Origin of the sequence: Pseudomonas sp. zfem005 (assembly GCF_032621735.1) — a bacterium.
Taxonomy (GTDB): domain Bacteria; phylum Pseudomonadota; class Gammaproteobacteria; order Pseudomonadales; family Pseudomonadaceae; genus Metapseudomonas; species Metapseudomonas solani.
Map to the genome: position 1 here is coordinate 704,840 of NZ_JAVYJE010000001.1, position 21,244 is coordinate 726,083.

The 21,244-nt window shown below is 67.3% G+C and carries 22 protein-coding genes; 12 read left to right on the forward strand and 10 right to left on the reverse strand.

All coding sequences use genetic code 11. The features are described 5' to 3' along the window. Position 1 precedes the first annotated feature (1 nt). The 3 genes from RTW82_RS03290 to RTW82_RS31605 form a co-directional block, all read right to left on the reverse strand. The gene (locus RTW82_RS03290) at positions 2-283 is read right to left on the reverse strand and encodes a YheV family putative zinc ribbon protein (protein ID WP_021219893.1); all 282 of its coding nucleotides are present in this window, start codon (positions 281-283) and stop codon (positions 2-4) included. Continuing rightward, complete coding sequence (prlC, locus tag RTW82_RS03295; protein ID WP_316924227.1) at positions 280-2,328, reverse strand: oligopeptidase A; 2,049 nt, start codon at positions 2,326-2,328, stop codon at positions 280-282. The genes RTW82_RS03290 and prlC overlap by 4 nt, the downstream gene beginning before the upstream one ends. 82 nt (positions 2,329-2,410) lie before the next feature. Next, positions 2,411-2,599: a hypothetical protein gene (locus RTW82_RS31605; RefSeq protein ID WP_374979461.1), complete on the reverse strand. Its 189-nt coding sequence runs from the start codon at positions 2,597-2,599 to the stop codon at positions 2,411-2,413. Positions 2,600-2,766: 167 nt separating this feature from the next. On the opposite strand from RTW82_RS31605, the gene RTW82_RS03300 reads away from it, so the two are divergent. Genes RTW82_RS03300 through RTW82_RS03310 form a run of 3 tightly spaced genes read left to right on the forward strand, consistent with a single transcriptional unit; the run spans position 2,767 to position 4,843 of the window. Continuing rightward, entirely contained in the window at positions 2,767-3,312 is a 546-nt protein-coding gene (locus RTW82_RS03300; protein WP_316924228.1) for a gamma carbonic anhydrase family protein, read from the forward strand. 36 nt (positions 3,313-3,348) lie between these two features. Further along, on the forward strand, positions 3,349-4,191 hold the full coding sequence (dinD, locus tag RTW82_RS03305) for a DNA damage-inducible protein D (RefSeq protein WP_316924229.1): 843 nt from the start codon (positions 3,349-3,351) through the stop codon (positions 4,189-4,191). A gap of 4 nt (positions 4,192-4,195) precedes the next feature. Further along, a complete protein-coding gene (locus RTW82_RS03310) occupies positions 4,196-4,843 on the forward strand; it encodes an HAD family hydrolase (RefSeq protein WP_316924230.1) in 648 nt (215 codons plus the stop codon). A gap of 49 nt (positions 4,844-4,892) precedes the next feature. Here the strand turns inward: RTW82_RS03310 and RTW82_RS03315 are convergent, their stop codons facing one another. Together RTW82_RS03315 and RTW82_RS03320 are read right to left on the reverse strand one after the other, a co-directional pair. Next, positions 4,893-5,126 carry a DUF1161 domain-containing protein gene (locus RTW82_RS03315; protein WP_316924231.1) on the reverse strand — a complete coding sequence of 78 codons (234 nt, stop codon included), beginning with the start codon at positions 5,124-5,126 and terminating at the stop codon, positions 4,893-4,895. 31 nt (positions 5,127-5,157) lie between these two features. Continuing rightward, complete coding sequence (locus tag RTW82_RS03320) at positions 5,158-6,255, reverse strand: aminopeptidase (RefSeq protein WP_316924232.1); 1,098 nt, start codon at positions 6,253-6,255, stop codon at positions 5,158-5,160. A gap of 49 nt (positions 6,256-6,304) precedes the next feature. Between RTW82_RS03320 and RTW82_RS03325 the strand changes: the two genes are divergently transcribed. Beyond that, positions 6,305-6,721: a hypothetical protein gene (locus tag RTW82_RS03325; protein ID WP_316924233.1), complete on the forward strand. Its 417-nt coding sequence runs from the start codon at positions 6,305-6,307 to the stop codon at positions 6,719-6,721. 51 nt (positions 6,722-6,772) lie between these two features. Next, entirely contained in the window at positions 6,773-7,192 is a 420-nt protein-coding gene (locus RTW82_RS03330) for a hypothetical protein (RefSeq protein ID WP_316924234.1), read from the forward strand. A gap of 1 nt (position 7,193) precedes the next feature. On the opposite strand, the gene RTW82_RS03335 is transcribed toward RTW82_RS03330, so the two are convergent. The 3 genes from RTW82_RS03335 to RTW82_RS03345 all read right to left on the reverse strand — a co-directional run bounded on the left by RTW82_RS03335 (position 7,194) and on the right by RTW82_RS03345 (position 8,981). Further along, entirely contained in the window at positions 7,194-8,192 is a 999-nt protein-coding gene (locus RTW82_RS03335) for an LLM class flavin-dependent oxidoreductase (protein WP_316924235.1), read from the reverse strand. A gap of 191 nt (positions 8,193-8,383) precedes the next feature. Beyond that, positions 8,384-8,608: a DUF1161 domain-containing protein gene (locus tag RTW82_RS03340; RefSeq protein ID WP_021219903.1), complete on the reverse strand. Its 225-nt coding sequence runs from the start codon at positions 8,606-8,608 to the stop codon at positions 8,384-8,386. Positions 8,609-8,765: 157 nt separating this feature from the next. Next, entirely contained in the window at positions 8,766-8,981 is a 216-nt protein-coding gene (locus RTW82_RS03345) for a dodecin (RefSeq protein WP_043241890.1), read from the reverse strand. 137 nt (positions 8,982-9,118) lie between these two features. Here RTW82_RS03345 and RTW82_RS03350 point away from each other — a divergent pair, with 137 nt between their 5' ends. After that, positions 9,119-9,442, forward strand: coding sequence for a hypothetical protein (locus RTW82_RS03350; RefSeq protein ID WP_052351281.1), 324 nt, complete (start codon positions 9,119-9,121; stop codon positions 9,440-9,442). A 112-nt stretch (positions 9,443-9,554) separates the two neighbouring features. On the opposite strand, the gene RTW82_RS03355 is transcribed toward RTW82_RS03350, so the two are convergent. Beyond that, positions 9,555-11,801 (reverse strand): TonB-dependent siderophore receptor, encoded by a 2,247-nt coding sequence (locus RTW82_RS03355; protein WP_316924236.1) that lies wholly within the window; start codon positions 11,799-11,801, stop codon positions 9,555-9,557. 296 nt (positions 11,802-12,097) lie between these two features. Between RTW82_RS03355 and RTW82_RS03360 the strand changes: the two genes are divergently transcribed. The 6 genes from RTW82_RS03360 to RTW82_RS03385 all read left to right on the forward strand — a co-directional run bounded on the left by RTW82_RS03360 (position 12,098) and on the right by RTW82_RS03385 (position 20,274). Next, positions 12,098-12,598 (forward strand): sigma-70 family RNA polymerase sigma factor, encoded by a 501-nt coding sequence (locus RTW82_RS03360; RefSeq protein ID WP_316924237.1) that lies wholly within the window; start codon positions 12,098-12,100, stop codon positions 12,596-12,598. Continuing rightward, entirely contained in the window at positions 12,595-13,557 is a 963-nt protein-coding gene (locus RTW82_RS03365) for a FecR domain-containing protein (protein WP_316924238.1), read from the forward strand. Before RTW82_RS03360 ends, RTW82_RS03365 begins: the two co-directional genes overlap by 4 nt. 126 nt (positions 13,558-13,683) lie before the next feature. Next, positions 13,684-16,107, forward strand: coding sequence for a TonB-dependent siderophore receptor (locus RTW82_RS03370; RefSeq protein WP_316924239.1), 2,424 nt, complete (start codon positions 13,684-13,686; stop codon positions 16,105-16,107). 150 nt (positions 16,108-16,257) lie between these two features. After that, a complete protein-coding gene (locus RTW82_RS03375; protein WP_021219910.1) occupies positions 16,258-16,776 on the forward strand; it encodes a sigma-70 family RNA polymerase sigma factor in 519 nt (172 codons plus the stop codon). Further along, positions 16,773-17,732, forward strand: a complete 960-nt coding sequence (locus tag RTW82_RS03380) for a FecR domain-containing protein (protein ID WP_316924240.1) — start codon at positions 16,773-16,775, stop codon at positions 17,730-17,732. Before RTW82_RS03375 ends, RTW82_RS03380 begins: the two co-directional genes overlap by 4 nt. 100 nt (positions 17,733-17,832) lie before the next feature. Next, positions 17,833-20,274, forward strand: coding sequence for a TonB-dependent siderophore receptor (locus RTW82_RS03385; protein ID WP_316924241.1), 2,442 nt, complete (start codon positions 17,833-17,835; stop codon positions 20,272-20,274). An 11-nt stretch (positions 20,275-20,285) separates the two neighbouring features. Here RTW82_RS03385 and RTW82_RS03390 read toward each other — a convergent pair whose 3' ends face one another. Continuing rightward, on the reverse strand, positions 20,286-21,179 hold the full coding sequence (locus RTW82_RS03390) for a LysR family transcriptional regulator (RefSeq protein ID WP_316924242.1): 894 nt from the start codon (positions 21,177-21,179) through the stop codon (positions 20,286-20,288). Positions 21,180-21,244: the final 65 nt, after the last annotated feature.

Below are 21,244 nucleotides of genomic sequence, written 5' to 3' on the forward strand. Positions count from 1 at the left end.
GCTATTCGCTGGGTTTCTTCAGCTTGGGATTGGGGAAGAACTGCACGCCCTGGACCTTGGGGTCGGCCGGCTTGGGCACAGCCTTGTTGACCCGCGTCCCCAGCTCCTTGGGCACCGACTGGCCCTGGGCGTTGAGGGTGTCGGCATAGCCGCAGGCCACGCACTGGCGGTGCGGTACACCGTCCTCGTCCCACATCTGGATGCGGTCCTGCTCGCTGCACGCCGGGCACACGGCACCGGCGATGAAGCGTTTCTTGGTGACGTTCACGGGGCCTTCGCTCATGCGGCCTCCGCGGACAGGCCGAGGTGGCGCAGCAGGGCGTCGATGGAGGGTTCGCGGCCGCGGAAGTCGACGAACAGCACCATGGGCTCCTGGGAGCCGCCACGGGCGAGGATGGCCTCGCGGAAGGCGCGGCCGGTGTCGGCGTTGAACACGCCCTCTTCCTCGAACTTGGAGAAGGCATCGGCGGAGAGCACTTCGGCCCACTTGTAGCTGTAGTAACCAGCCGCGTAACCGCCGGCGAAGATGTGCGCGAAGCTGTTGGCGAAGCGGTTGAAGGCCGGCGGGCGCATCACCGAGACCTCGGCGCGGATGCCTTCGAGCACCTCCAGCACGCTGCGGCCATCGCCGTGGGTGGCGTGCAGCTCGAAGTCGAACAGGGAGAACTCCAGCTGGCGCACCATCATCAGGCCGGACTGGAAGTTCTTCGCGGCGAGCATCTTGTCCAGCAGGTCCTGGGGCAGGGCCTCGCCGCTCTGGTAGTGGCCGGAGATCAGCGCCAGGCCTTCCGGCTCCCAGCACCAGTTCTCCATGAACTGGCTGGGCAGCTCGACCGCGTCCCAGGCCACGCCGTTGATGCCGGAGGCACCGGCGTGCTCGACGCGGGTCAGCAGGTGGTGCAGGCCGTGGCCGAATTCGTGGAACAGGGTGGTCACTTCATCGTGGGTCAGCAGCGCGGGCTTGTCGCCCACGGCCGGGGTGAAGTTGCACACCAGGTTGGCCACCGGGCTCACCAGCGTGCCGGCGGACGTGCGGCGCTTGTCGCGGGCACCGTCCATCCAGGCACCACCGCGCTTGTTGGCACGGGCGTAGAGGTCGAAGAAGAAACGGCCGACGTGCTGGCCGTTCTCGCGGATCTCGAACAGGCGCACGTCCGGGTGCCAGGTGTCGAAGCCCGACAGCTCGCGGATCTCGATGCCGTAGAGCTTCTGCACGATGGCGAAGAGGCCGGTGAGCACCTTGTCGATGGGGAAGTAGGCGCGGAGGATTTCCTGGGAAATGCTGTAGCGCTGCTCGCGCAACTTCTCGGCGTAGTAGCCGGTGTCCCAGCTCTGCAGGTCGTCCAGGCCCTGTTCGGCGGCGAAGGCGCGCAGCTCGTCGAGGTCCTGCTTGGCGAAGGGTTTGCTGCGCACGGCCAGGTCGCGGAGGAAGCTCAGCACCTGGTCGCTGGTCTCGGCCATCTTGGTGGCCAGGCTCAGTTCGGCGTAGCTGCCGAAGCCGAGCAGGGCGGCCAGCTCCTGGCGCAGGTCGAGGATCTGCTCCATCACCGGGCCGTTGTCGTTCTGGCCGGCATTGGGCCCCTGGTCGGAGGCGCGGGTGCAGTAGGCGGTGTAGACCTCTTCGCGCAGGGCGCGGTCGTTGGCGTAGGTCATCACCGCGTAATAGCTGGGGAATTCCAGGCTGATCAGCCAGCCGTCCAGGCCCTTGGCCTGGGCCGCCTGCTTCATCTGGGCGCGGGCGGATTCGGTGAGGCCATCCAGCGCGGCTTCGTCGCTGACCTGCTTGGTCCAGGCCTGGGTGGCGTCCAGCAGCTGGTTGGAGAAGCGGCTGGTGAGCTCGGAGAGCTTCATCTGGATTTCGCCGTAGCGCTGCTGCTTGTCGCTCGGCAGGTCGATGCCGGACAGGCGGAAGTCGCGCAGGGCGTGTTCGAGGATGGTCTTCTGCGCCACGTCGAAGCCGGCGGCCTCGGGGCTGCTGGCCAGGGCCTCATAGGCCTGGAACAGTTCGCGGTTCTGGCCCAGCTCGGTCCAGTATTCGGACAGCTTCGGCAGGCAGGCCTCGTAGGCGCTGCGCAGCTCGGCGCTGTTGCACACGGCGTTGAGGTGGCTCACGGGGCTCCAGGCGCGGCCCAGGCGTTCGCCCAGTTCGTCCAGCGCCAGCACCAGGCCTTGCCAGGTGGGCGTGCCTTCCTGGCGGGCGAGCAGCGCGTCGATGGCGGCACGGCTGTCAGCGAGGATGGTGTCGATGGCGGGCTCTACATGCTCCGGGCGGATGGCGGAGTAGGGCGGCAGGTCGAAGTCCTGAAGGAGGGGATTGCTGGAGCTCACGGCATTCACCTGTTGCGTCTGGAAAGGTTGATGGAGCGTAGATACCGGGAAAGAGAGAGGGGGCACAAGGCCCCCTCCTGAATCATTTCCTGCGCCTGGACAAGTGCCAGGAACCGTTCAATGGCATCCCGCTCACCCCCCGGGCGATCTTCTGGATCTGCCCCCCACGCCGCAGATAGGCGGCGACCTGGGATTCGAGGGATTCACGGGTTACCGTGGCCGCTGCGGCTTTGGTTCTGTTCGCAGAGGATCTGAAACGCAAGGTAGTCATGGACTCTCTCCTTTTCCAGAGACGACCAGCCACATTGCCAGATTTTTGACGGTCCTACGCCGGGTGCACCTGATGAGTGGGACAACCGACGCGCCACGAGGTTTAACCCGGGTCGATGGCGTTCATCTTAATTACAATCGGCGCACAACGCAGCCACAGGACTTTCTATGAGCGCGATAAGAACCTACCGGGGCACCGTTCCACAGCTGGCCGAGCGGGTTTTCGTCGACCGATCCGCCGTGGTCATCGGCGATGTCGAACTGGGCGATGACAGCTCCGTCTGGCCCTTCACCCTGATTCGCGGCGACATGCACCGTATCCGCATCGGGGCACGTACCAGCGTGCAGGACGGCAGTGTCCTGCATATCACCCACGCCGGTCCCTTCAACCCGGACGGCTTTCCCCTGCTCATCGGCGACGATGTGACCATAGGACACAAGGTGACCCTGCACGGCTGCACCCTGGGCAACCGCATCCTGGTGGGCATGGGCAGCATCGTCATGGACGGTGTCGTGGTGGAAGACGACGTGGTGATCGGCGCCGGCAGCCTGGTACCACCGGGCAAGCGCCTGGAAAGCGGCTACCTCTATGTCGGCAGCCCGGTGAAACAGGCTCGCCCGCTGAGCGACAAGGAAAAGGCCTTCTTCACTTACAGCGCCGCCAACTACGTGAAGCTGAAGGACCTGCATATCGCCGAGGGATACGGCGAGTGAAGATGCCTTGACCCTTTCAAAGGCAAGGAGAGCGCCATGAACCGGAACGTCACCGATCAGCACCACGCCACCTTCGAAGGCCTCCGCCAGACGGATGAGGAAGGAAACGAGTTCTGGCTGGCCAGGCAATTGGCCGAGGTGCTGGGCTACTCCCAGTACCGCCACTTCACCCCGGTGGTGGAGCGTGCGCGTGAAGCCTGCCTGCGCAGCGACCATGTGATCGAAGACCATATTGAGGACATCCTCACAATGGTTGCGATCGGTTCCGGCGCGCAGCGCCAAGTCCCTGATATCCGTCTGTCCCGCTACGCCTGCTACCTGATCGTGCAAAACGGCGACCCGAGCAAACCGGTCATCGCCAACGGCCAGACCTACTTCGCCATCCAGACCCGCCGACAGGAGCTGGCCGATGACGAGCGCTTCGCCCAGCTGGACGAAGACGAAAAGCGCCTGGCGATACGCAACGAACTGGCGCAACACAACAAACACCTGGCCGCAGCGGCCAGGGATGCCGGCGTCGCCAGCGGCCTGGACTACGCCCTATTCCAGGACCACGGGTACCGCGGCCTTTACGGCGGCCTATCAGCACGGGACATCCACACCCGCAAGCAGTTGAAGAAAAACCAGAGGATTCTCGACCACATGGGTAGCACGGAACTGGCCGCCAACCTGTTCCGCGCCACTCAGACCGAGGACAAGTTGCGTAGGGAAGACGTACAGGGCAAACAGCACGCCAATCAGATCCACCATGAAGTAGGCAGGAAGGTCCGACAGACCATCGAGGACTTGGGCGGCACCATGCCCGAGTCACTCCCCACGCCAGATCGCAGCATCCAGCAAATCGAATCCGAACAGAAAAAGATCAAGAAAGAGCCCTGACGCCATGCACCAGCAGAACATCCTCTTCGACCTCGATGGCACCCTCACCGACCCGCGCGAGGGCATCACCCGTTCGATCCAGTACGCCCTGGGCAAGCTGGACATCCACGAGCCGGACCTGGCGCGCCTGGAGCACTTCATCGGCCCGCCGCTGCTGCAGTGCTTCATGCAGACCTACGCCTTCGACGAGCCCCGCGCCTGGGAGGCGGTGAACCACTACCGCGACCGCTTCAAGGTCACCGGCCTCTACGAGAACCGCGTGTTCGACGGCGTCGCCGAACTGCTGGGGATGCTCGGCGAGCAGGGCCGCACCCTGTACATCGCCACCAGCAAGCCGGCGGTGTTCGCCCGCGAGATCGCCCGGCACTTCGATTTCGCCAGGCACTTCAAGGTGATCTATGGCAGCGAGCTGGACGGCACCCGCACCAACAAGGTGGAGCTGATCCGCCACCTGCTGGACGAGGAAGGGCTGGACCCGGCGGAGACGCTGATGATCGGCGACCGCAAGCACGACCTGATCGGCGCCCGGGAGAATGGCCTGCTGGCCATTGGCGTCGGCTACGGCTTCGGCAGCCATGAGGAATTAATGGCGGAAGCCCCGGCCTGGTACTTCGCCACCCTGGCGGATATGCACCAGGCCTTCGCGCGCTAGATACCGCGCCTGTAGCCCGGGCTTCAGCCCGGGAGATTCAACGCAGGGCTCAGGTCCCGTTGCGCTGGTAGACGATCTTCTTCGTGCCGTTCTCGCAGGTGCCGACCACCATGTTCGGGTCTTCCACCTCGGCGGCCGGCACGATCTCCAGCGTATAGGCGGTCACCCCGGCGGCCTGGATCTTCACCTCGATTTCCTGCTTGAGTTCCTCGCACGGCTTGGGCGCCGCCACGGCGGCGCTGCCCAGCAGGCCGAACAGCACGGCCAATCCCCATCTGTTCATCGCACACCTCCTCTGTCAGGCGAATCCACGTTCATTCGACCGATGCGGCCACCGGCGAGTTCTCCGGCATCAACGCGGCCACAGCCGCCTGGCGTTGCGTGGGCTCGAGCGCGGCCAGCGCCGCCACCCGCTCGTAGAAATCGGTCCAGCCGGCACTGCGCCGGTACAGCTCGGCGAAGGCCGGCACCCAGCGGTCGTAGAGGCCGAAGGGCAGCAACTTGGCGTTGTTCAGCGGGCTCTCGATCCAGCCGTCGTAGCGGCCGACACCCTGCCACTGGCTGTCGCGCAGCTGGCGGTAATCACGGCGCAGGCGCTCGAACTCGGCCTGCTTGGCTGCGCGCTTCTCGGCATCCGGGCGGTCGCTGGCGTAGAGCCTCTCCAGGCGCTCGCGGCTGGCCAGCACCAGTGCGGTGAACTGCTCGCGCTGGCGCACGCCCTCCTCGCCACCCGCCGGCAGGCCCTGGCTGGCGCGCCATTGGCGCAGGCCCTCGCGCTCGACGAAGCTGGCGAAGGACTCATTGAAGGCACTGTCGTCGGCGACGTACAGCTGCTGGTGCGCCAGCTCGTGGAAGATCACCGCCGCCAGTCGGTCCTCGTCCCAGCGCACCATGCTGCTGAGGATGGGGTCGTCGAACCAGCCCAGGGTGGAATAGGCCTCGACGCCGCCGATCCAGGTATCCAGCCCCTCCTCGCGCATCAGCGCCGCAGCGCCACGGGCGCGGCCCGGCTGGTAATAGCCGCGATAGGCCACGCAGCCGGCAATGGGGAAGCAGTGGGTGATGGGCGCCAGGGACAGCTCCGGCGTGGCGAACACATTCCACACCACGAAGGGCCTGTGGATATCCGCATAGACGCGGTAGCTGCCGTTGTCCGGCAGGACCAGCTCGGCGCTGGCAAAAATCCGCGCCCGCTGCGAGAGCGCCAGGCGGTGGCGCAAGGTGGCGTCGCGGCTGGGGTCGGCGAGCACCCGGGCCACCGGCTCCCGGGCGTGCAGCAACTGCAGCTGCCCGCTGGCCAGCTGGCCGTAGTAGTCCAGGCTGGAGCAACCGTTCAGCGCCAGGGCGAGCAGCAACGGAACCGCCAGGGTGCGGACGCGGTCGAGAGAGGCTAGAAGAATGGTGGCCGGCATGGCGTGAAGCTAGCGCATGGGCCCACCGCACGCCATAAGGAGTTGCCGCATGCGTCGCCTGCTTCCCACTGTCCTGCTGCTCAACCTCGGCGGCTGCTCGCTGATCATGCCGAGCCACGACCCCGACCAGGCCTGGATCGACCTCGACCAGCCGGAAAAGCACGCCCTGCAGGCGGCCAGCGTCGACCGCCAGCCCCTGGAGGACGACCGCTACTTCCAGGTGACCCCCGGCAGCCATGAACTGGAAGTGCGCTTCAGCTTCGATGTGGACGGCCACGACATCGGCCCCCAGCGCGAAGCCATGACCCGCACCTGCCTGCTGAAGCTGGACTACCCGGAGTTCAGCGCCGGCCAGCGCTACGAGCTCAAGGCCGGCGGCATCGGCTTCCGCCCCTGGGCGCGGCTCTATACCGACGACAACCGCGAAGTGGCGCGGGCCCGGGAAAGTCGCTGCGGCGATGTCTGAAAGCGGGCGGCGGGTTTATCCTGAAGGCCACGCCCTCCTGAGGATTCCGCCATGCGCAAGCTACCTGCCGCGCTCCTGCTGGCCAGCCTGACCGCCTGCGCCGGCCCGCTGCCCCAACCCGACCCGGCCCAGGCCTGGATCGACCTGCGCGGCGAGCCGGGCACCAGCTTCATGGCCGATCGCCTGGACGGCAAGCGCACCGCCGACGGCCGCTACTACCAGGTCAGCCCCGGCCGCCACGAGCTGGAGATGCGCTACCAGTTCGAGGTCTCCAGCGGCGGCACCCTCAACAGCGATTCCGGTTCTTTCCAGCTCACCTGCTACGTGCGCATCCGCTACGACGGCTTCGTCGCCGGCGAGCGCTATCGCGTCGACGCCCGGCCCATCGTCATGCGCCCGCAGGTGCTGATGTACGACGCCCAGCGCAACGTGGTGGCGCGGGGCGACACCCTGGGCTGCGGGCCGATCTGACTCAGCCGCGCAGCTCGGCGAGGATGTCGAAGGCGCGCAGGCGGTGTTCGTGCTGGTAGACGTCGCAGGTGAAGATCAGCTCGTCGGCGCCGGTCTGCTCCAGCAGAACCTCCAGCTTGCCGCGGATCTTCTCCGGCCCGCCCACCATGGCCATCGCCAGGAAGCTGCCGACCGCCTCCTTCTCGTGGGGCAACCAGCGCCCGGCCATGCTCTCCACCGGCGGGCGCAGCACCAGGCTCTCGCCACGCATCAGGCTCAGCACCCGCTGGTAGACGGTGGTGGCGAGGAAGTCCGCCTCTTCGTCCGTGGGCGCCGCCACCAGGGGCACGCCGAGCATCACGTAGGGCGCATCGAGCACCGCCGAGGGGCGGAAGTGGTTGCGGTACACGCGTATCGCCTCGTGCATGTAGCGCGGTGCGAAGTGCGAGGCGAAGGCATAGGGCAAGCCCTTCTGCCCGGCCAGCTGGGCGCTGAACAGGCTGGAGCCGAGCAGCCAGATCGGCACCCGGGTATCCATGCCCGGCATGGCGATGACCTTCTGGCCTTCCACGCGCGGGCCGAGCAGCAGCTCCAGCTCTTCCACGTCCTGGGGGAAATCGTCGGCGCTGCCGGAACGCTCGCGGCGCAGGGCACGGGCGGTCAGGTGATCAGCGCCCGGCGCGCGGCCGAGGCCCAGCTCGATGCGCCCGGGGTAGAGCGTGGCGAGGGTGCCGAACTGCTCGGCCACCACCAGGGGCGCGTGGTTGGGCAGCATGATCCCGCCGGAGCCGAGGCGCAGCGTCGAGGTATTGGCCGCCAGGTAACCCAGCAGCACCGAAGTGGCGGAGCTGGCGATACCTTCCATGTTGTGGTGCTCGGCCACCCAGAAGCGCGAGAAACCGAGTTGCTCCACATGGCGCGCCAGGGCCAGGGAGTTGTGCAGCGCTTCGGCGGGGCCGCCATCGTCGCGGATGGGGGCCAGGTCGAGGACGGAAAGGGGCAGGGAAGAAAGGGCTGACATAGCGAAGGGACCTTGCTCGGGGGAAGACTCACGCCTTCCGTAAGACACAGGCGAGCTACTGTAGGCCTACCCGGCGGCAGCCACCAGAAGGCACTTTTCGGTAACCAGGGCACCTCCGGGTAAGCCATGGGGCCCGCCGGGCGCCCATAAAAAAGCCGGCGCGAACGCCGGCTTTACTGCTCATCGCGCGATCAATTGCGCTGGTAGACGATTTCCTTACTGCCCGCTTCGCAGCTGCCGACCACTTTCTTGTCGGTCGCGCTGCCCTTGTCGACGATCTCAAGGGTGTAGGAGGTGGCTCCGTTCGCCTTGATCTTCGCGTCGATTTCGGACTTCAGCTCTTCGCAGGGCTTGGCGGCGGCAAAAGCCGAACCGGCAAGGGTGAACAGGCCAACGGCCAACAACAGTTTCTTCATCGGTAACGCTCCCTCGTTGTAGAAAAGAAAGGCTCGAGCGAGCCAAGGGGACCAGACGTCCCCAAGCGGATGGCACCTGTGGTCTTGTTCGTTTAGACGCCACATGGCCAAACCTGTGTGAGCCTAGCCCAGGGGGCAGGCCTTTTCTGTAAGACGCTCAGCTATCGCTGAGTCGGAATCCGACCTTCAAGGTGACCTGGTAGTGGCCGACCTTGCCGTTCTCGATGTGGCCCCGGGTCTCCACCACCTCGAACCAGTCGAGGTTGCGGATGGACTTCGCCGCCTCGGCCAGGGCGTTGTTGATGGCTTCGTCGATGCTGGTGCGGGAGGAGCCGACGATCTCGATCTTCTTGTAGGTGTGATGATCAGACATGGTTGTTCTCCTTGCTTTCGGAAATGGGCCACTTGCCATCTCAGGCCCGGAATCCCACGAATAAGTTCAGATTAGCTGCACTCCTCGGCGATACGTGGGTCGGACCTAGTACCCCAACCCGAAAGAGGAGGTACGACATGGCTTTCTTCATGTCTTCGCGCAAGAAATCCACCCTGCAGGGCATCGAGCAGGAAATCGAACAACTGCGCAGCGGTATCGAGCGCATCAAGCACGTGGTGGAAGCGGAGTCGCAGCACTCGCTCAGTGCCATCCAGGACGGCGCCCTGCGCACCCTGAGCCGCTCCCGTGACCTGGCCGGCCAGGCCTGGGAGCGTACGGCCAAGGCCGGTGCCGCCACCCGCGAGTATGGCCGTGAGCACCCGCTGGCCACCGCTGGCGTCGCGGCGGGCGCCGTAGGTGCCGTGGCCCTGGCGACCTACATGCTGCGCCATCGCGGCTAGATCCGTCGCCCACCCCGAGCCGCCCGCCCAGGGCGACTTCCACGAGGCCGGTCCCGCCTGAGGGAGCCGGCCTCGCCCCTGCCCGCTCCTCAGCAACCCGCGCGGCGAAGGCTCAGAGCGTCCAGTCCAGGCCCAGGGTCAGGGTGCGCGGTTCGCCCCAGTAAACGCCGTTATAGAAGCCAACCCGCTCGTAGTACTTCTTGTCGAACAGGTTGCTCACGTTGAGCGACACCGACAGGTGCCTGTCGAACTCGTAGCGCGACATCAGCCCCGCCACACTGTAGGCCTGCTGATGGACGCGGGTGGTCTGGGTGATGATCGCACCGCCGCTGTCGCGCCCCACCGGGCGCCGGGTGTTGCCGTAGATCTCGCTCTGCCAGTTCAAGGTGCCGCCGACGGTCAGCGCGCGCCATTGCCCCGGCAGGCGATAGGCCGTCGACAGGCGCAGCATGTTCATCGGCTCGCCGCCATTGCTGCGCTGCTTCTCGCCATCCAGCGCGTGGGTGTAGGAGTAGCCGGCCGTCAGGTTCCAGTCCGGCAGGACCTCGCCCGAAACCTCGGCCTCGAACCCCTGCGCCTTGCCGCCCTTGCCGCCGGATTTGTAGAACTCCTCGCCGGTGACCGGGTCCGGCGGCACCGAGCTGTCCAGCTCGCCGACGTTGTCCTGCTTGCTCCAGAACACCGCCGTGGCCAGGTTCAGGCGCTCCTCCAGCAGGCTGCCCTTGAGCCCCAGCTCGTAGTTGGCGCCCACCACCGGCTCCAGGTACTTGCGGTTGGCATCGCGCAGTTCCTGGGGTTTGAAGATGTCGGTGTAGCTGACGTACAGCGTGTATTCGGGGGTCAGGTCGTAGAGCAGGCCGGCATAGGGCGTCCACATGTCATTGTGCTGCTGGCGGGTGTCCTCAATGCCGGTCAGCTGGTCGTTGGCATCGTACTCATAGCTGCGGGCCTGGTTTTTCCAGCTGCCGTAGCGGCTGCCCAGCACCGCATGCAGGTCATCGCGCAGGCTCAGGCGGGTGGCCAGGTAGCCGGCCTTCTGCCGGGTGCTGCCGTCGGAACTGGGCAGGTGGGTCACGGTGTCGGGGAACTTGCCGATGCCGCCCATGTACTTCCAGTCATCGATGTCGGTGTAGCCCGGGGGTGTCGGGCCGGGAATGGTGTAGGGCGACCAGTCGCGGCGCTCGGCTTCGCCATAGCCCAGCATCAGTTCGTGATCGCGCCCCAGCAGGCTGTAGGGACCCGCCAAGTTGAGGTCATACACGCGCATTTTCTGCGTGCCGATCATGTGGCTGGTCCAGGCGCTCATGCCCGAGCGGTCGGCCTCCGGGATACCGCCACCGCCGTAGTAGACCTTGCCGTCGCTCTCGCTGTCGCGGTGGGTGTAGGCCGCCTTGAGGTGCCAGTCACCGCCCAGCTGCTGGTCGAGGGTCGCGAAGCTCGTCTTATCCTCGAGGGGCCAGGAACTCCAGTGCGCCGCCATGTTGGTGGAGCGCGGCAGGTTGGCCTTGTCACCCGAGGCATTCCAGTAGGGCAGCGTGCCCCAGGAGGTGCCCTGGACCTGCTTGTCCTGGTAGTCGAAGCCCAGGGCCAGGGTGGTGCTTTCGGTCAGGTCGGCCTCGAGGATGCCGTAGCCCACCTCCCGTTGCTGCGCGTAGTGATCACGGAACGACTGGCTGTCGCGATAGGCCAGCACCGCGCGCCCGCGCAGGCGCCCCTCGAACGCCAGGGGGCCGCCGACATCCACATAGCTGTAGTAGTTGTCGTAGCTGCCACCGCTGGCGCCGGCCCTGGCCGCCCATTCGCGGGTGGGGCGCTTGCGCACCATGTTGACGGTGGCCGAGGGATCACCCGCGCCCGTGGTCAGGCCGGTGGCGCCGCGCACCACTTCGATGCGGTCATAGATGATGGTGTCCGAGTCGGACTTCATGCGGCTGAAGGTGTTGAGCATGCCGTCGACCTGGAAGTTGTCGATGCCATAGCCCCGTGACGAATAGATCGCCCGGTCGGAGTCCAGGTGCTGCACCACCACCCCGGTGGTTTGCCCCAGCACCTCGGTCAGGGTGTCGAGCTTGAAGTCATCCATCTGCTGACGGGTCACCACCGACACCGACTGCGGGGTCTCCTTGATCGACAGGTTCAAGCGCGTGGCGGTGCTCATGCTGCCGGTGGTGTACGACCCGGTGTTCTCGGTGGTCGCCCCGAGGCCCTCGGCGGTGACGCTGGTGGCCTCCAGCTCCAGGGGCGTAGCGTGCGGATCGGGGCTCCGGGCAGGCTCGGTTTCGGCCAGCAGGGCGGGGCTGAGCGCCGCGCCACAGAGGCCGAATGTGATCGTCATGAAACGGGTGAATGGCACGAACATCGCTGCCGACTCCTTGTCGTCGAGTGAAAAATTCCGTTGCACTGGAGACGAAGAGGGGGCGGCTTATTTAGCCTTTACGAGAATAATTATCATCTGAAAGGTCAGGAAAATGCCCTTGATGAGGTGCCGAGGGCAGGCATCACGAGGGCTGCGGCAGCCCTGCAGAAGGCGGCGTATCGGTGCGCCGGACGCTTGGCCCCTGGCCCGCTGCATCGGGCCCGCAACGGTTCAGGTGGACCTGCACGGGCATTTGTATAAGATACGACGCATTCTCATTTGTATCCGGTTCCCCTCCCGTGTCCGCGTCCAGCAAACTGGGTTTCTTCTTCAGCGACCACCACCGCTGGCTGCTGCAGCATGTGCAGCGGCAGCTGCGCAACCGCGCGGACGCCGAAGACACGGCGGCCGAAACCTTCTGCCAGCTGCTGGTCGCCCAGGTCGACCCGGCCACCATCGAGCAGCCCCGCGCCTACCTCTCCACCATCGCCCGGCGGCTGATCTTCGACCGCCACCGGCGTCGGCGGCTGGAGCAGGCCTACCTGGAGCGGCTGATGCTGCTGCCGGAGGAGCTGGCCCCCTCGCCGGAAGAAATCCACCTGCTGCTGGAGGCCCTGCACGCCGTCGACCGCAGCCTCGCCGGCCTGCCCCAGGCGGTGAAGAAGGCCTTCCTCATGAGCCAGCTCGATGGCCTCGGCTATGCCGAGATCGGCCGCCGCCTGGACGTCTCCGAGCGCACCGTCGGCCGCTACATGACTCAGGCCCTGCGCCAGTGCTACCTCAGCGGGGTGCAGCCATGAGCCAGGCCCACATCGACCGCGCCGGTGAAGAAGCCATCGCCTGGATGGTGCGGCTGCGCGCCGGCACGCCCGACGCCCGCCAGCAGGCTCGTTTCGAAACCTGGCTGAACAGCGACAGCAGCCACCAGGACGCCTGGGCCCGCCTGCAAAGCGGCCTCGGCGGCCATTACGACACCCTGCGCAGCTTCGAGCGGCGCGCCCCGGGCCAGGCCCGCGAAGCCCTGCTGCAACCGGAACTGTCGCGGCGCAACCTGCTGCGTGGCCTGGCCGGCCTCGGCCTGCTGGGTGGCGGCCTCTGGCTCGGCGCCAGCAGCCAGGCCGGGCAGGCGTTGATGGCCGACCTGCGCACCGGCACCGGCGAGCGACGCCGCTTCACCCTGGCCGATGGCAGCCTGCTGGAGCTCAACGCCGACAGCGCCGTCGACCTCGATTTCTCCACCAACGCCCGCCTGCTGCACCTGCGCCAGGGCGCGCTGGTGATCAGTGCGGCCGCGGGGAGCACCCTGCCCCTGGTGGTGCGTACCCGCCAGGGCGACGTGCGCACCCTCGGCGGGCGCCTGCTGGTGGAACAACTCGCGGAAAGCACCCGCGCGGTGGCCCTGGAGCGCGGCGCCCAGGCGTCGCAGTTGCTGGGCGGCTCCCTCGGCCTCGGCGAAGGGCAGGCGGCGCTGCTGCATGCCCGCCACATCGAACTGCTCAGCGGCGACCAGCGCAACCGCGCGGGCTGGCTGCAAGGCCGCCTCAATGTGCTGGACGAGCCCCTGGAGGCGGTGATCGACGCCCTGCGCCCCTACCGGCGCGGGCTGATCCGGGTCAGCCCCGAGGTCCGCCAGATCAAGGTCCAGGGCGTGTTCCCCCTGGACGACCCCGACCGCGCGCTCACCGCCCTGGGCGAAACCCTGCCGATCCGCGTCGACACCTACGGCCCCTGGCTGACCTTGATCAGCGCGGCCGTTTGAATGCCGCGAAGCCCATGGATAGCGGCCTGCACAGGCAGCGAATGAAAATTCATCTCATTCGTGTCCGGTTTTTTGCGTTCGTCCCACCTATCTCCTGACAACGCCCACACATTCAGGAGAATCTCCGTGCGCAAACCCTGGCCTCGCGCCATTGCCATCGCCGTCGCGCTCGCCGCCACCGGCCCGCTCGGCTACGTCTACAGCCAGCCCGCCAGCCAGCAACAGGTGCTGGCATTCGACCTGCCCGCCGCCAGCCTGGCGGAAACGCTCAACGCCATCGCCAGCCAGAGCGGCCAGGTGGTGTCCCTGGAGCCGGTGCTGGTCAAGGGCAAGCTGGCGCCGGCCGTCAGGGGCTCGATGACCGCCACCCAGGCCATGCAGCGCGCCCTCGAAGGCAGCGGCCTGGAACTGCGGGTCACCGAAAGCGGCAACTACAGCGTGCAGCCCAAGGCCGACAGCACCGGCGCCATGGAGCTGGGCGCCACCACCGTCAACGCCGCCGGCTTCGGCAATGCCGCCACCACCGAGGGCAGCGGCTCCTATGCCGCCCGCGCCATCAGCATCGGCAAGGGTGAGCGGACGCTGAAGGAAATCCCCCAGTCGGTCACCGTCATCACCCGCAAGCAGCTGGACGACCAGGGCATCACCGACCTGCGCGAAGCGGTCAACCGCACCACCGGCCTGGTGGGCGCCCAGGGCATCGGCCCGGGCATGGTCATCTCCTCGCGCGGCTTCCAGATCGACGACTGGCAGTACGACGGCGTGCCGGTGCCGCGCAACTTCTACGTGCTGGGCAACTGGGCGACCCAGGACCTGGTGTTCTTCGACCGCGTGGAAATCCTCCGTGGCGCCGCCGCCCTGCTGCAAGGCGCCGGCAGCCCAGGCGGCGCGGTGAATCTGGTACGCAAGCGCGGCCAGGACGCCCCCACCGTCGCCATCACCGGCAAGGCCGGCACCTGGGACCACTACGGCCTGCAGCTCGACGCCGGCGGCCCGCTCAACCCGGAAGGCACCCTGCGCGGCCGCGTGGTGGTGGACGAAGACCGCAGCCACTCCTTCACCGACTACGTCTGGGACGAGACCCGCTCGTTCTACGCCGCCCTCGACTACGACTTCACCCCCGACACCACGGTCGGCTTCGGCGTCAGCAACACCGACGGCGAATCGCGACCGATGATGCGCGGCCTGCCGCGCTACCCGGACGGCAGCGACATCGGTTTCTCGCGCTCCACCTACAGCGGTGCCACCTGGAACCACCTCGACACCGACCAGACCACGGTCTATCTCGATCTCGAGCACCGCTTCGACGACAACTGGAAGTTCAAGTCCTCGCTGCTGCGCATGCAGGAACACAGCGACTCGATCCACCGGCGCATGCACGGCGATGTCGCCGCCGATGGCAGCGGCCTGAACTTCGCCGACTGGATCACCAACTTCCAGTCCACCAAGATCGGCATGGACAACTACCTCACCGGGCGCTTCAACGCGCTGTCGCTGGAACACGAAGTCACCCTGGGCGGCAACTACTCCAAGTACACCTCGGACGACTTCTACGCCCGGCGCTTCGTCCCCGGCGGCAACATCTTCGCCATCGACCACCACCGCCCGAAACCCACCGTCGCCGACATCCTCGCCTCGCCAGGCGGCCGCGCCTACAACGCCGGCTACGACGTCCGCCAGAAGGGCCTGTACGGCAGCTGGCGGGTCAAGCTGGCCGAGCCGCTGACCCTGGTGATGGGGTCCCGCGTGAGCGGGTACGACTACGAGTACAACGTCACCGGCGGCACCCCGAGCCGCACCACCGCCACCGGCGAAGTCACCCCCTACCTGGGGCTGATCTACGACCTCAGCGAGCAGTGGGCGGTCTACGCCAGCTACACCGACGTGTTCGAGCCGCAGACCGAGCGCTCCGCCGATCAGAAGATCCTCGAACCGATCGTCGGCACCAACTACGAGGTCGGCCTCAAGGGCGAACTGCTCGACGGCCGCCTCAACACCTCGCTGGCGGTGTTCCGCTACAACCAGAAGAACCGCGCCACCCAGGACCTCGACTCCGGCTTCGAATGCGACGGCTGGTACTGCTCCCGGGCATCGGGCCAGGTGCGCAGCCAGGGCATCGAGGCGGAGATCAGCGGCGAGCTGCTGACCGACCTGCAGGTGTTCGCCGGCTACACCTACAACACCACCAAGTTCCTCGAAGACCCGGACAACAAAGGCAGCATCTACAGCCAGTGGACGCCCAAACACATGCTGCGCGTGTGGACCGACTACCGCCTGCCGGGCAACCTGCGTCGCTTCAGCGTCGGCGGCGGCTTCAACACCCAGAGCCACACCGTCAGCTTCGCCCGTGACTTCGAAGTGCCCGGTTTCACTGTGTGGAACGCGCGGTTGGGCTACGAGCTGAGCTCGGAGGTCGACCTGGCGCTCAACGCCAACAACCTCTTCGACAAGCGCTACTACCAGCCCGGCTTCGCCGCCGGCGACGGTGCCAACAACTTCGGCGACCCGCGCAACCTCATGCTCACGGTCAAATACACCCCGGAGTTCTGATCCCGCGTCATTACTGCAGGATGGGCGCCGCCACAAGGCCGCCCATCCTGCGGCCCCGTCTCCGCACCCATGGCGTATTCCCAAGCGCACCCGCTCCACTTAGAATTGCGATCAATTCTTATCCGCACTTAGGCATCACGGGAGCATCGGGTGTCCACTGTCATCCCCGAGCCATCGCTGCAACAGGATGTGCACCGTCTCTACAAGGACCATCACGGCTGGCTGCAAGGCTGGCTGCGGCGGCGCCTGGGCGACCGTGAGCGGGCGGCCGACATCGCCCAGGACACCTTTCTCCGCCTGCTGGTGACCCGGCGCCTGCCCGGTAGCGGCGAGGGCCGCAGCTACCTGGCGCAGATCGCCCGCAACCTGGTCATCGACCAATGGCGGCGCCAGCGCATCGAACAGGCCTACCTCGACAGCCTGGCCATGCTGCCGGAGCCGGAAACCCCCTCCCTGGAGACCCGCGCCATGGTCATCGAGACCCTGCTGCAGATCGACGCCATGCTCGACTCGATGCCGGCCAAGGTGCGCGAAGCCTTCATGCTCTCGCAGTTCGAGGGTCTGACTTATCCACAGATCGCCGAGCGCCTGCAGGTCAGCGTCAGCTCGGTGCAGAAGTACATGATCCGCGCCATCCAGGCCTGCTACCAGGTGCTCTACGCCGAATGACAGCCCATCGCGACGCGCCCATCGCCCCCGCCATCGTCGAGCAGGCCAGTCACTGGCTGATGCTGCAGTGGGGTGGCGAACTGGACGGCGAGCAACAGCGCCGCTTCGTCGCCTGGCAGGACGCCGACCCCGAGCACCAGCGCGCCTGGCAGCGCCTGCAACAGCTGCAGGGCACCCTCGCCGGCGTACCCGGCGACACCGCCCGCGCGGTGCTGCGCGACATGCCCGACGCCCGCCGCCGGCAGACCCTCAAGCTGCTCGGCCTGCTGCTGGTGGCCAGCGGCAGCGGCTACGCGGCCCAGTCGCACCTGCCCTGGCGCGAAGCCATGGCCGACCTGCGCAGCGGCACCGGCGAACGCCTCGAACGCACCCTGGAGGACGGCAGCCAGCTGATGCTCAACAGCGGCAGCGCGGTGGACATCCTCTTCAGCAACGCCGAGCGGCGCATCCGCCTGCTGGCCGGCGAACTGCTGCTGGACAGCGGCCAGGACCCGGCCGGGCGACCGCTGATCGTGGAAACCGCCGCCGGGGAGATCCAGGCCCTGGGCACGCGCTTCTCGGTCTACGAGCAGGACGGCGGCAGTCGCGTCCAGCTCTACGAAGGCCAGTTGGAACTGCGCCCGCGCCACGCAGCCGCTACGCGCCTGCAGGCCGGGCAGAGCCTGTGGTTCTCCGCCGAGCGGCTCGGCGAGCTCGGCAGCGCCGATGCCAATGCCATCGCCTGGAGCCAGGGCCGCCTAGTCGCCGAGCGCATGGCCCTAGGCGAGTTCATCGGCCAGCTGTCGCGTCACCGCCCCGGTGTGCTGCGCTGCGACCCGGAGGTGGCGGGCCTGGTCCTCACCGGCGTCTTCCCCCTGGCCGACACCGACCGTGTGCTGGCCGCCCTGCAGCAATCGCTGCCCGTCGAGGTGCACAGCCTGACCCGCTATTGGGTCACCGTCCGCGCCCGCGCCTGAGCCCTGAAAAAAAACTTCACCCGGCGTTGTCGGTTTCCCCGGCTCGCTCGGGATACCTCTTGAAATCAATCAAGAAGCATTCTCAAGAGGACGTTCCAGAATGCCGTATCTGCCCACTTCCCAACGCTCCCGCCTCAGCGCCGCCATCCGCCACGCCCTGTTCGCCAGCCTGCTGGTCGCCGGCCCGGCACTGGTCGCCACCGCCACCCTGGCCCAGGCCGCCAGCGAACAGACCCGCGCCTACGCCATCCCCGCCGGCAACCTCGACCAGGCGCTGAACCGCTTCGCCAGCGAGGCCGGCATCCTCCTCTCGGTGGACGCGAAGCTCACCGCCGGCAAGCGCAGCCCCGGGCTGAACGGCAACTATGGGGTGAACGAAGGGCTGGCCCGGCTGCTGGCCGGCACCGGCCTGCGCGCGCTCAACAGCGGGGGCAACTACGCCCTGGAAGTGGCAACGGGCAGCGGCGACGCCCTCGAACTGGGCGCAACCACCATCAACAGCACCGGGCTGGGTGAAACCACCGAAGGCAGCGGCTCCTACACCACCGGGGCCGTGACCATCGGCAAGAGCGCCCAATCGCTGCGGCGCACGCCGCAGTCGGTGACCGTGGTCACCCGCAAGCTGATGGACGACAAGAACCTCGTCTCCCTCGACCAGGTGATGGCCCAGACCCCGGGCATCACCCGCGCCAACCGTGGCTACGGCAACCACCACTTCAGCTCCCGTGGCTTCGACCTCACCGACGAGAGCTACATGGTCGACGGCGTGCCCGGGCAGGCCTTCGCCTACACCGGCTGGATGACCCCCGACATGGCCATGTTCGACCGCGTCGAAGTACTGCGCGGCGCCTCCGGGCTGCTGGTGGGCGCGGGCAATCCGGGTGGCGCGGTGAACCTGGTGCGCAAGCGCCCCACGGTGGACCCGCGCTTCTCCATCACCACCCGCGCCGGCTCCTGGGACAACTACCGCCTCGACCTGGACGCCAGCGGCAAGCTCAACGACGAAGGCACCCTGCGCGGCCGCATGGTCGCCTCCTATGAGGATCGCGGGTACTTCATTGACGTCACCGAATCCAAGCGCCCGCTGCTCTACGGCATCGTCGAGGCCGACCTCAACGACGCCACCACGGTCGCCCTCGGCCTGCGCCGGCAGACCTCGCGCATCGACGGCTACAGCGTGCTGGGCCTGCCGATGAACCCCGACGGCAGCAACCCGCACCTCAAGCGCTCGACCTTCCTCGGTCAGGACTGGGCCAAGCTGCAGAGCCGCACCGACGAGGTGTTCGCCGACCTCAGCCACCGCTTCGACGACAACTGGACCGGCAAGCTGGCGCTGTCCCACTCCGAGAGCAGCTACAACCGCAGCGCCATCGAATGGGGCGCGGGCGACACCCTGGACTACGGCAGCCCCACCGGCCCGATGGTCAACGACATCAGCTACCACAAGTTCGACGCCACCTCGAACGCCGTGGACGGCCACCTGGACGGCGAGTTCGAGGCCTTCGGCCTGCCCCACCAGGTGACCCTGGGCGCCAACTGGTCCAAGCGCAAGATGAACGACAAGGACGCCACCGTCGCGCTGCCCAGCCCCATCCCCCTCGACGTCTTCAACCCCAACAACAGCAACGTGCCCCAGCTGGCGCGCCAGGGCTGGGACGCCAAGGACGACACCATCGAAACCCGCTACGGCACCTACCTCAGCACCCGCCTGCACATGACCGAGGACCTGAGCCTGGTCCTCGGCGGCCGCCTGAGCTGGTACAAGACCGACGCCTGGAGCGGCGACCTGCTGTCGACCAACGAGCAGAAGCACGAATTCACGCCCTTCGCCGGCGCCATCTACGACCTCGACGACGCCTGGTCGCTGTACGCCAGCTACGCCGACATCTTCATGCCCCAGGCCGGCTACCGCACCGCAGGCGGCAGCATGCTCGACCCGGCCATCGGCTCCAACTACGAGACCGGCATCAAGGGCGAGCTGTTCGACAAGCGCCTGAACCTGTCCTTCGCGCTGTTCTACATCGAGCAGGAAGACGTCGCCGCCCGCGACTACGCCAACGACGGCAACTGCCCGCAGGACGTCGCCAACCGCTGCTACGTGAACAGCGACGGCATCAGCCGCAGCAAGGGCTTCGAGGCGGAGGCCAGCGGCGAGGTGCTGCCGGGGCTGCAGGTGGCGGCCGGCTACACCTTCAACACCACCCGCTCGGAAAACGGCGGCCCCATCTCCGCGCAGACCCCCAAGCACCTGCTGCGCCTCAACACCCACTACAGCCTGCCAGGGGAGTGGAACCGCCTCAGCATCGGCGCCGGCGTATCGGCGCAGTCGGGCTACGAGGATGCCTACAACGAGACCGCCAACAGCGGCCGGGCGATCTACGATGCGCGCGCCGCCTACAAGATCGACCCGAACTGGACCGTCGGCGTGGACGTCGAAAACCTCTTCGACCGCACCTACTTCGACTCCACCGGCTACTGGACCCGTGGCACCACCTACGGCACCCCGCGCAGCTACATGCTCACCCTGCGCGGCGACTTCTAGCGCAACCTGTCTCAGCCGGGCTGGGTGAAGGCCTGGCGCAGCCATTGCGCCAGGCGTTCGGCGCGCGGGCCCTGGCGCCCGGCCGGCACCCACAGGGCCAGCCGCGCCGGAGTCGCGACGAAGCCCCAGGGCGCCACCAGGCGGCCGGCGGCCAGGTCGTCGGCCACCAGCTGCTGCGGCGCGATGGCCACGCCCAGGCCGGCCACCGCCGCCTCCAGCAGGTAGTAGAGGTGCTCGAAGCCCTGGCCCAGCTGCAACCCGTCCGCATCCAAACCCTCTGCCCGGGCCCATTGCGGCCAGGCCTGGGGGCGCGATTCCGTGTGCAGCAGCGGGCGCCGTAACAGGCGCTCGGGCTTCGCCTGCTCCAGCTCGGCGAAGCCGGCGTAGCGCGGGCTCAACACCGGGCCGATGCGCTCGCCGGCCAGCTCGAACACCTGCATGTCCGCGGGCCAGGGCGGCTCGGCGAAGAGCAGCGTGGCGTCCAGTTGCGGGCTGCGCGGGTCCAGCTCGCCCTGGCTGCTGGAGAGCTGCAGGCGCAGCTCCGGCAGCTCGCGGTTGAGGCGGTCCAGGCGCGGGATGAACCAGCGCGCCAGCAGACTGCCTGGGCAGCCGAGGACGAAGGGGCGGTCCTCCTCCTGGCGGCGCAGGTCGGCGCAAACGCCACGTAGCCGCTCGAAGGCATCCCCCGCCGCCTCGGCCAAACGCTGGCCGGCATCCGTGAGTTTTATGCCGCGCCCATCCTTGGCCAGCAGGGCCACGCCCAGTTGTTCCTCCAGCGCGCGCACCTGGCGGCTCACCGCGCCGTGGGTGACATGCAGCTCTTCCGCCGCTCGGCTTACGCTGAGCAGGCGGGCGGCGCTTTCGAAGGCCTTCAGGGCATTGAGGGGAGGGAGGTCGCGGCTCATGGTCATCTGTGAGTTTAGCTGACATGTCAGCGCAATCTAATCGCTTTTCCCGGCACCGGCCAGCG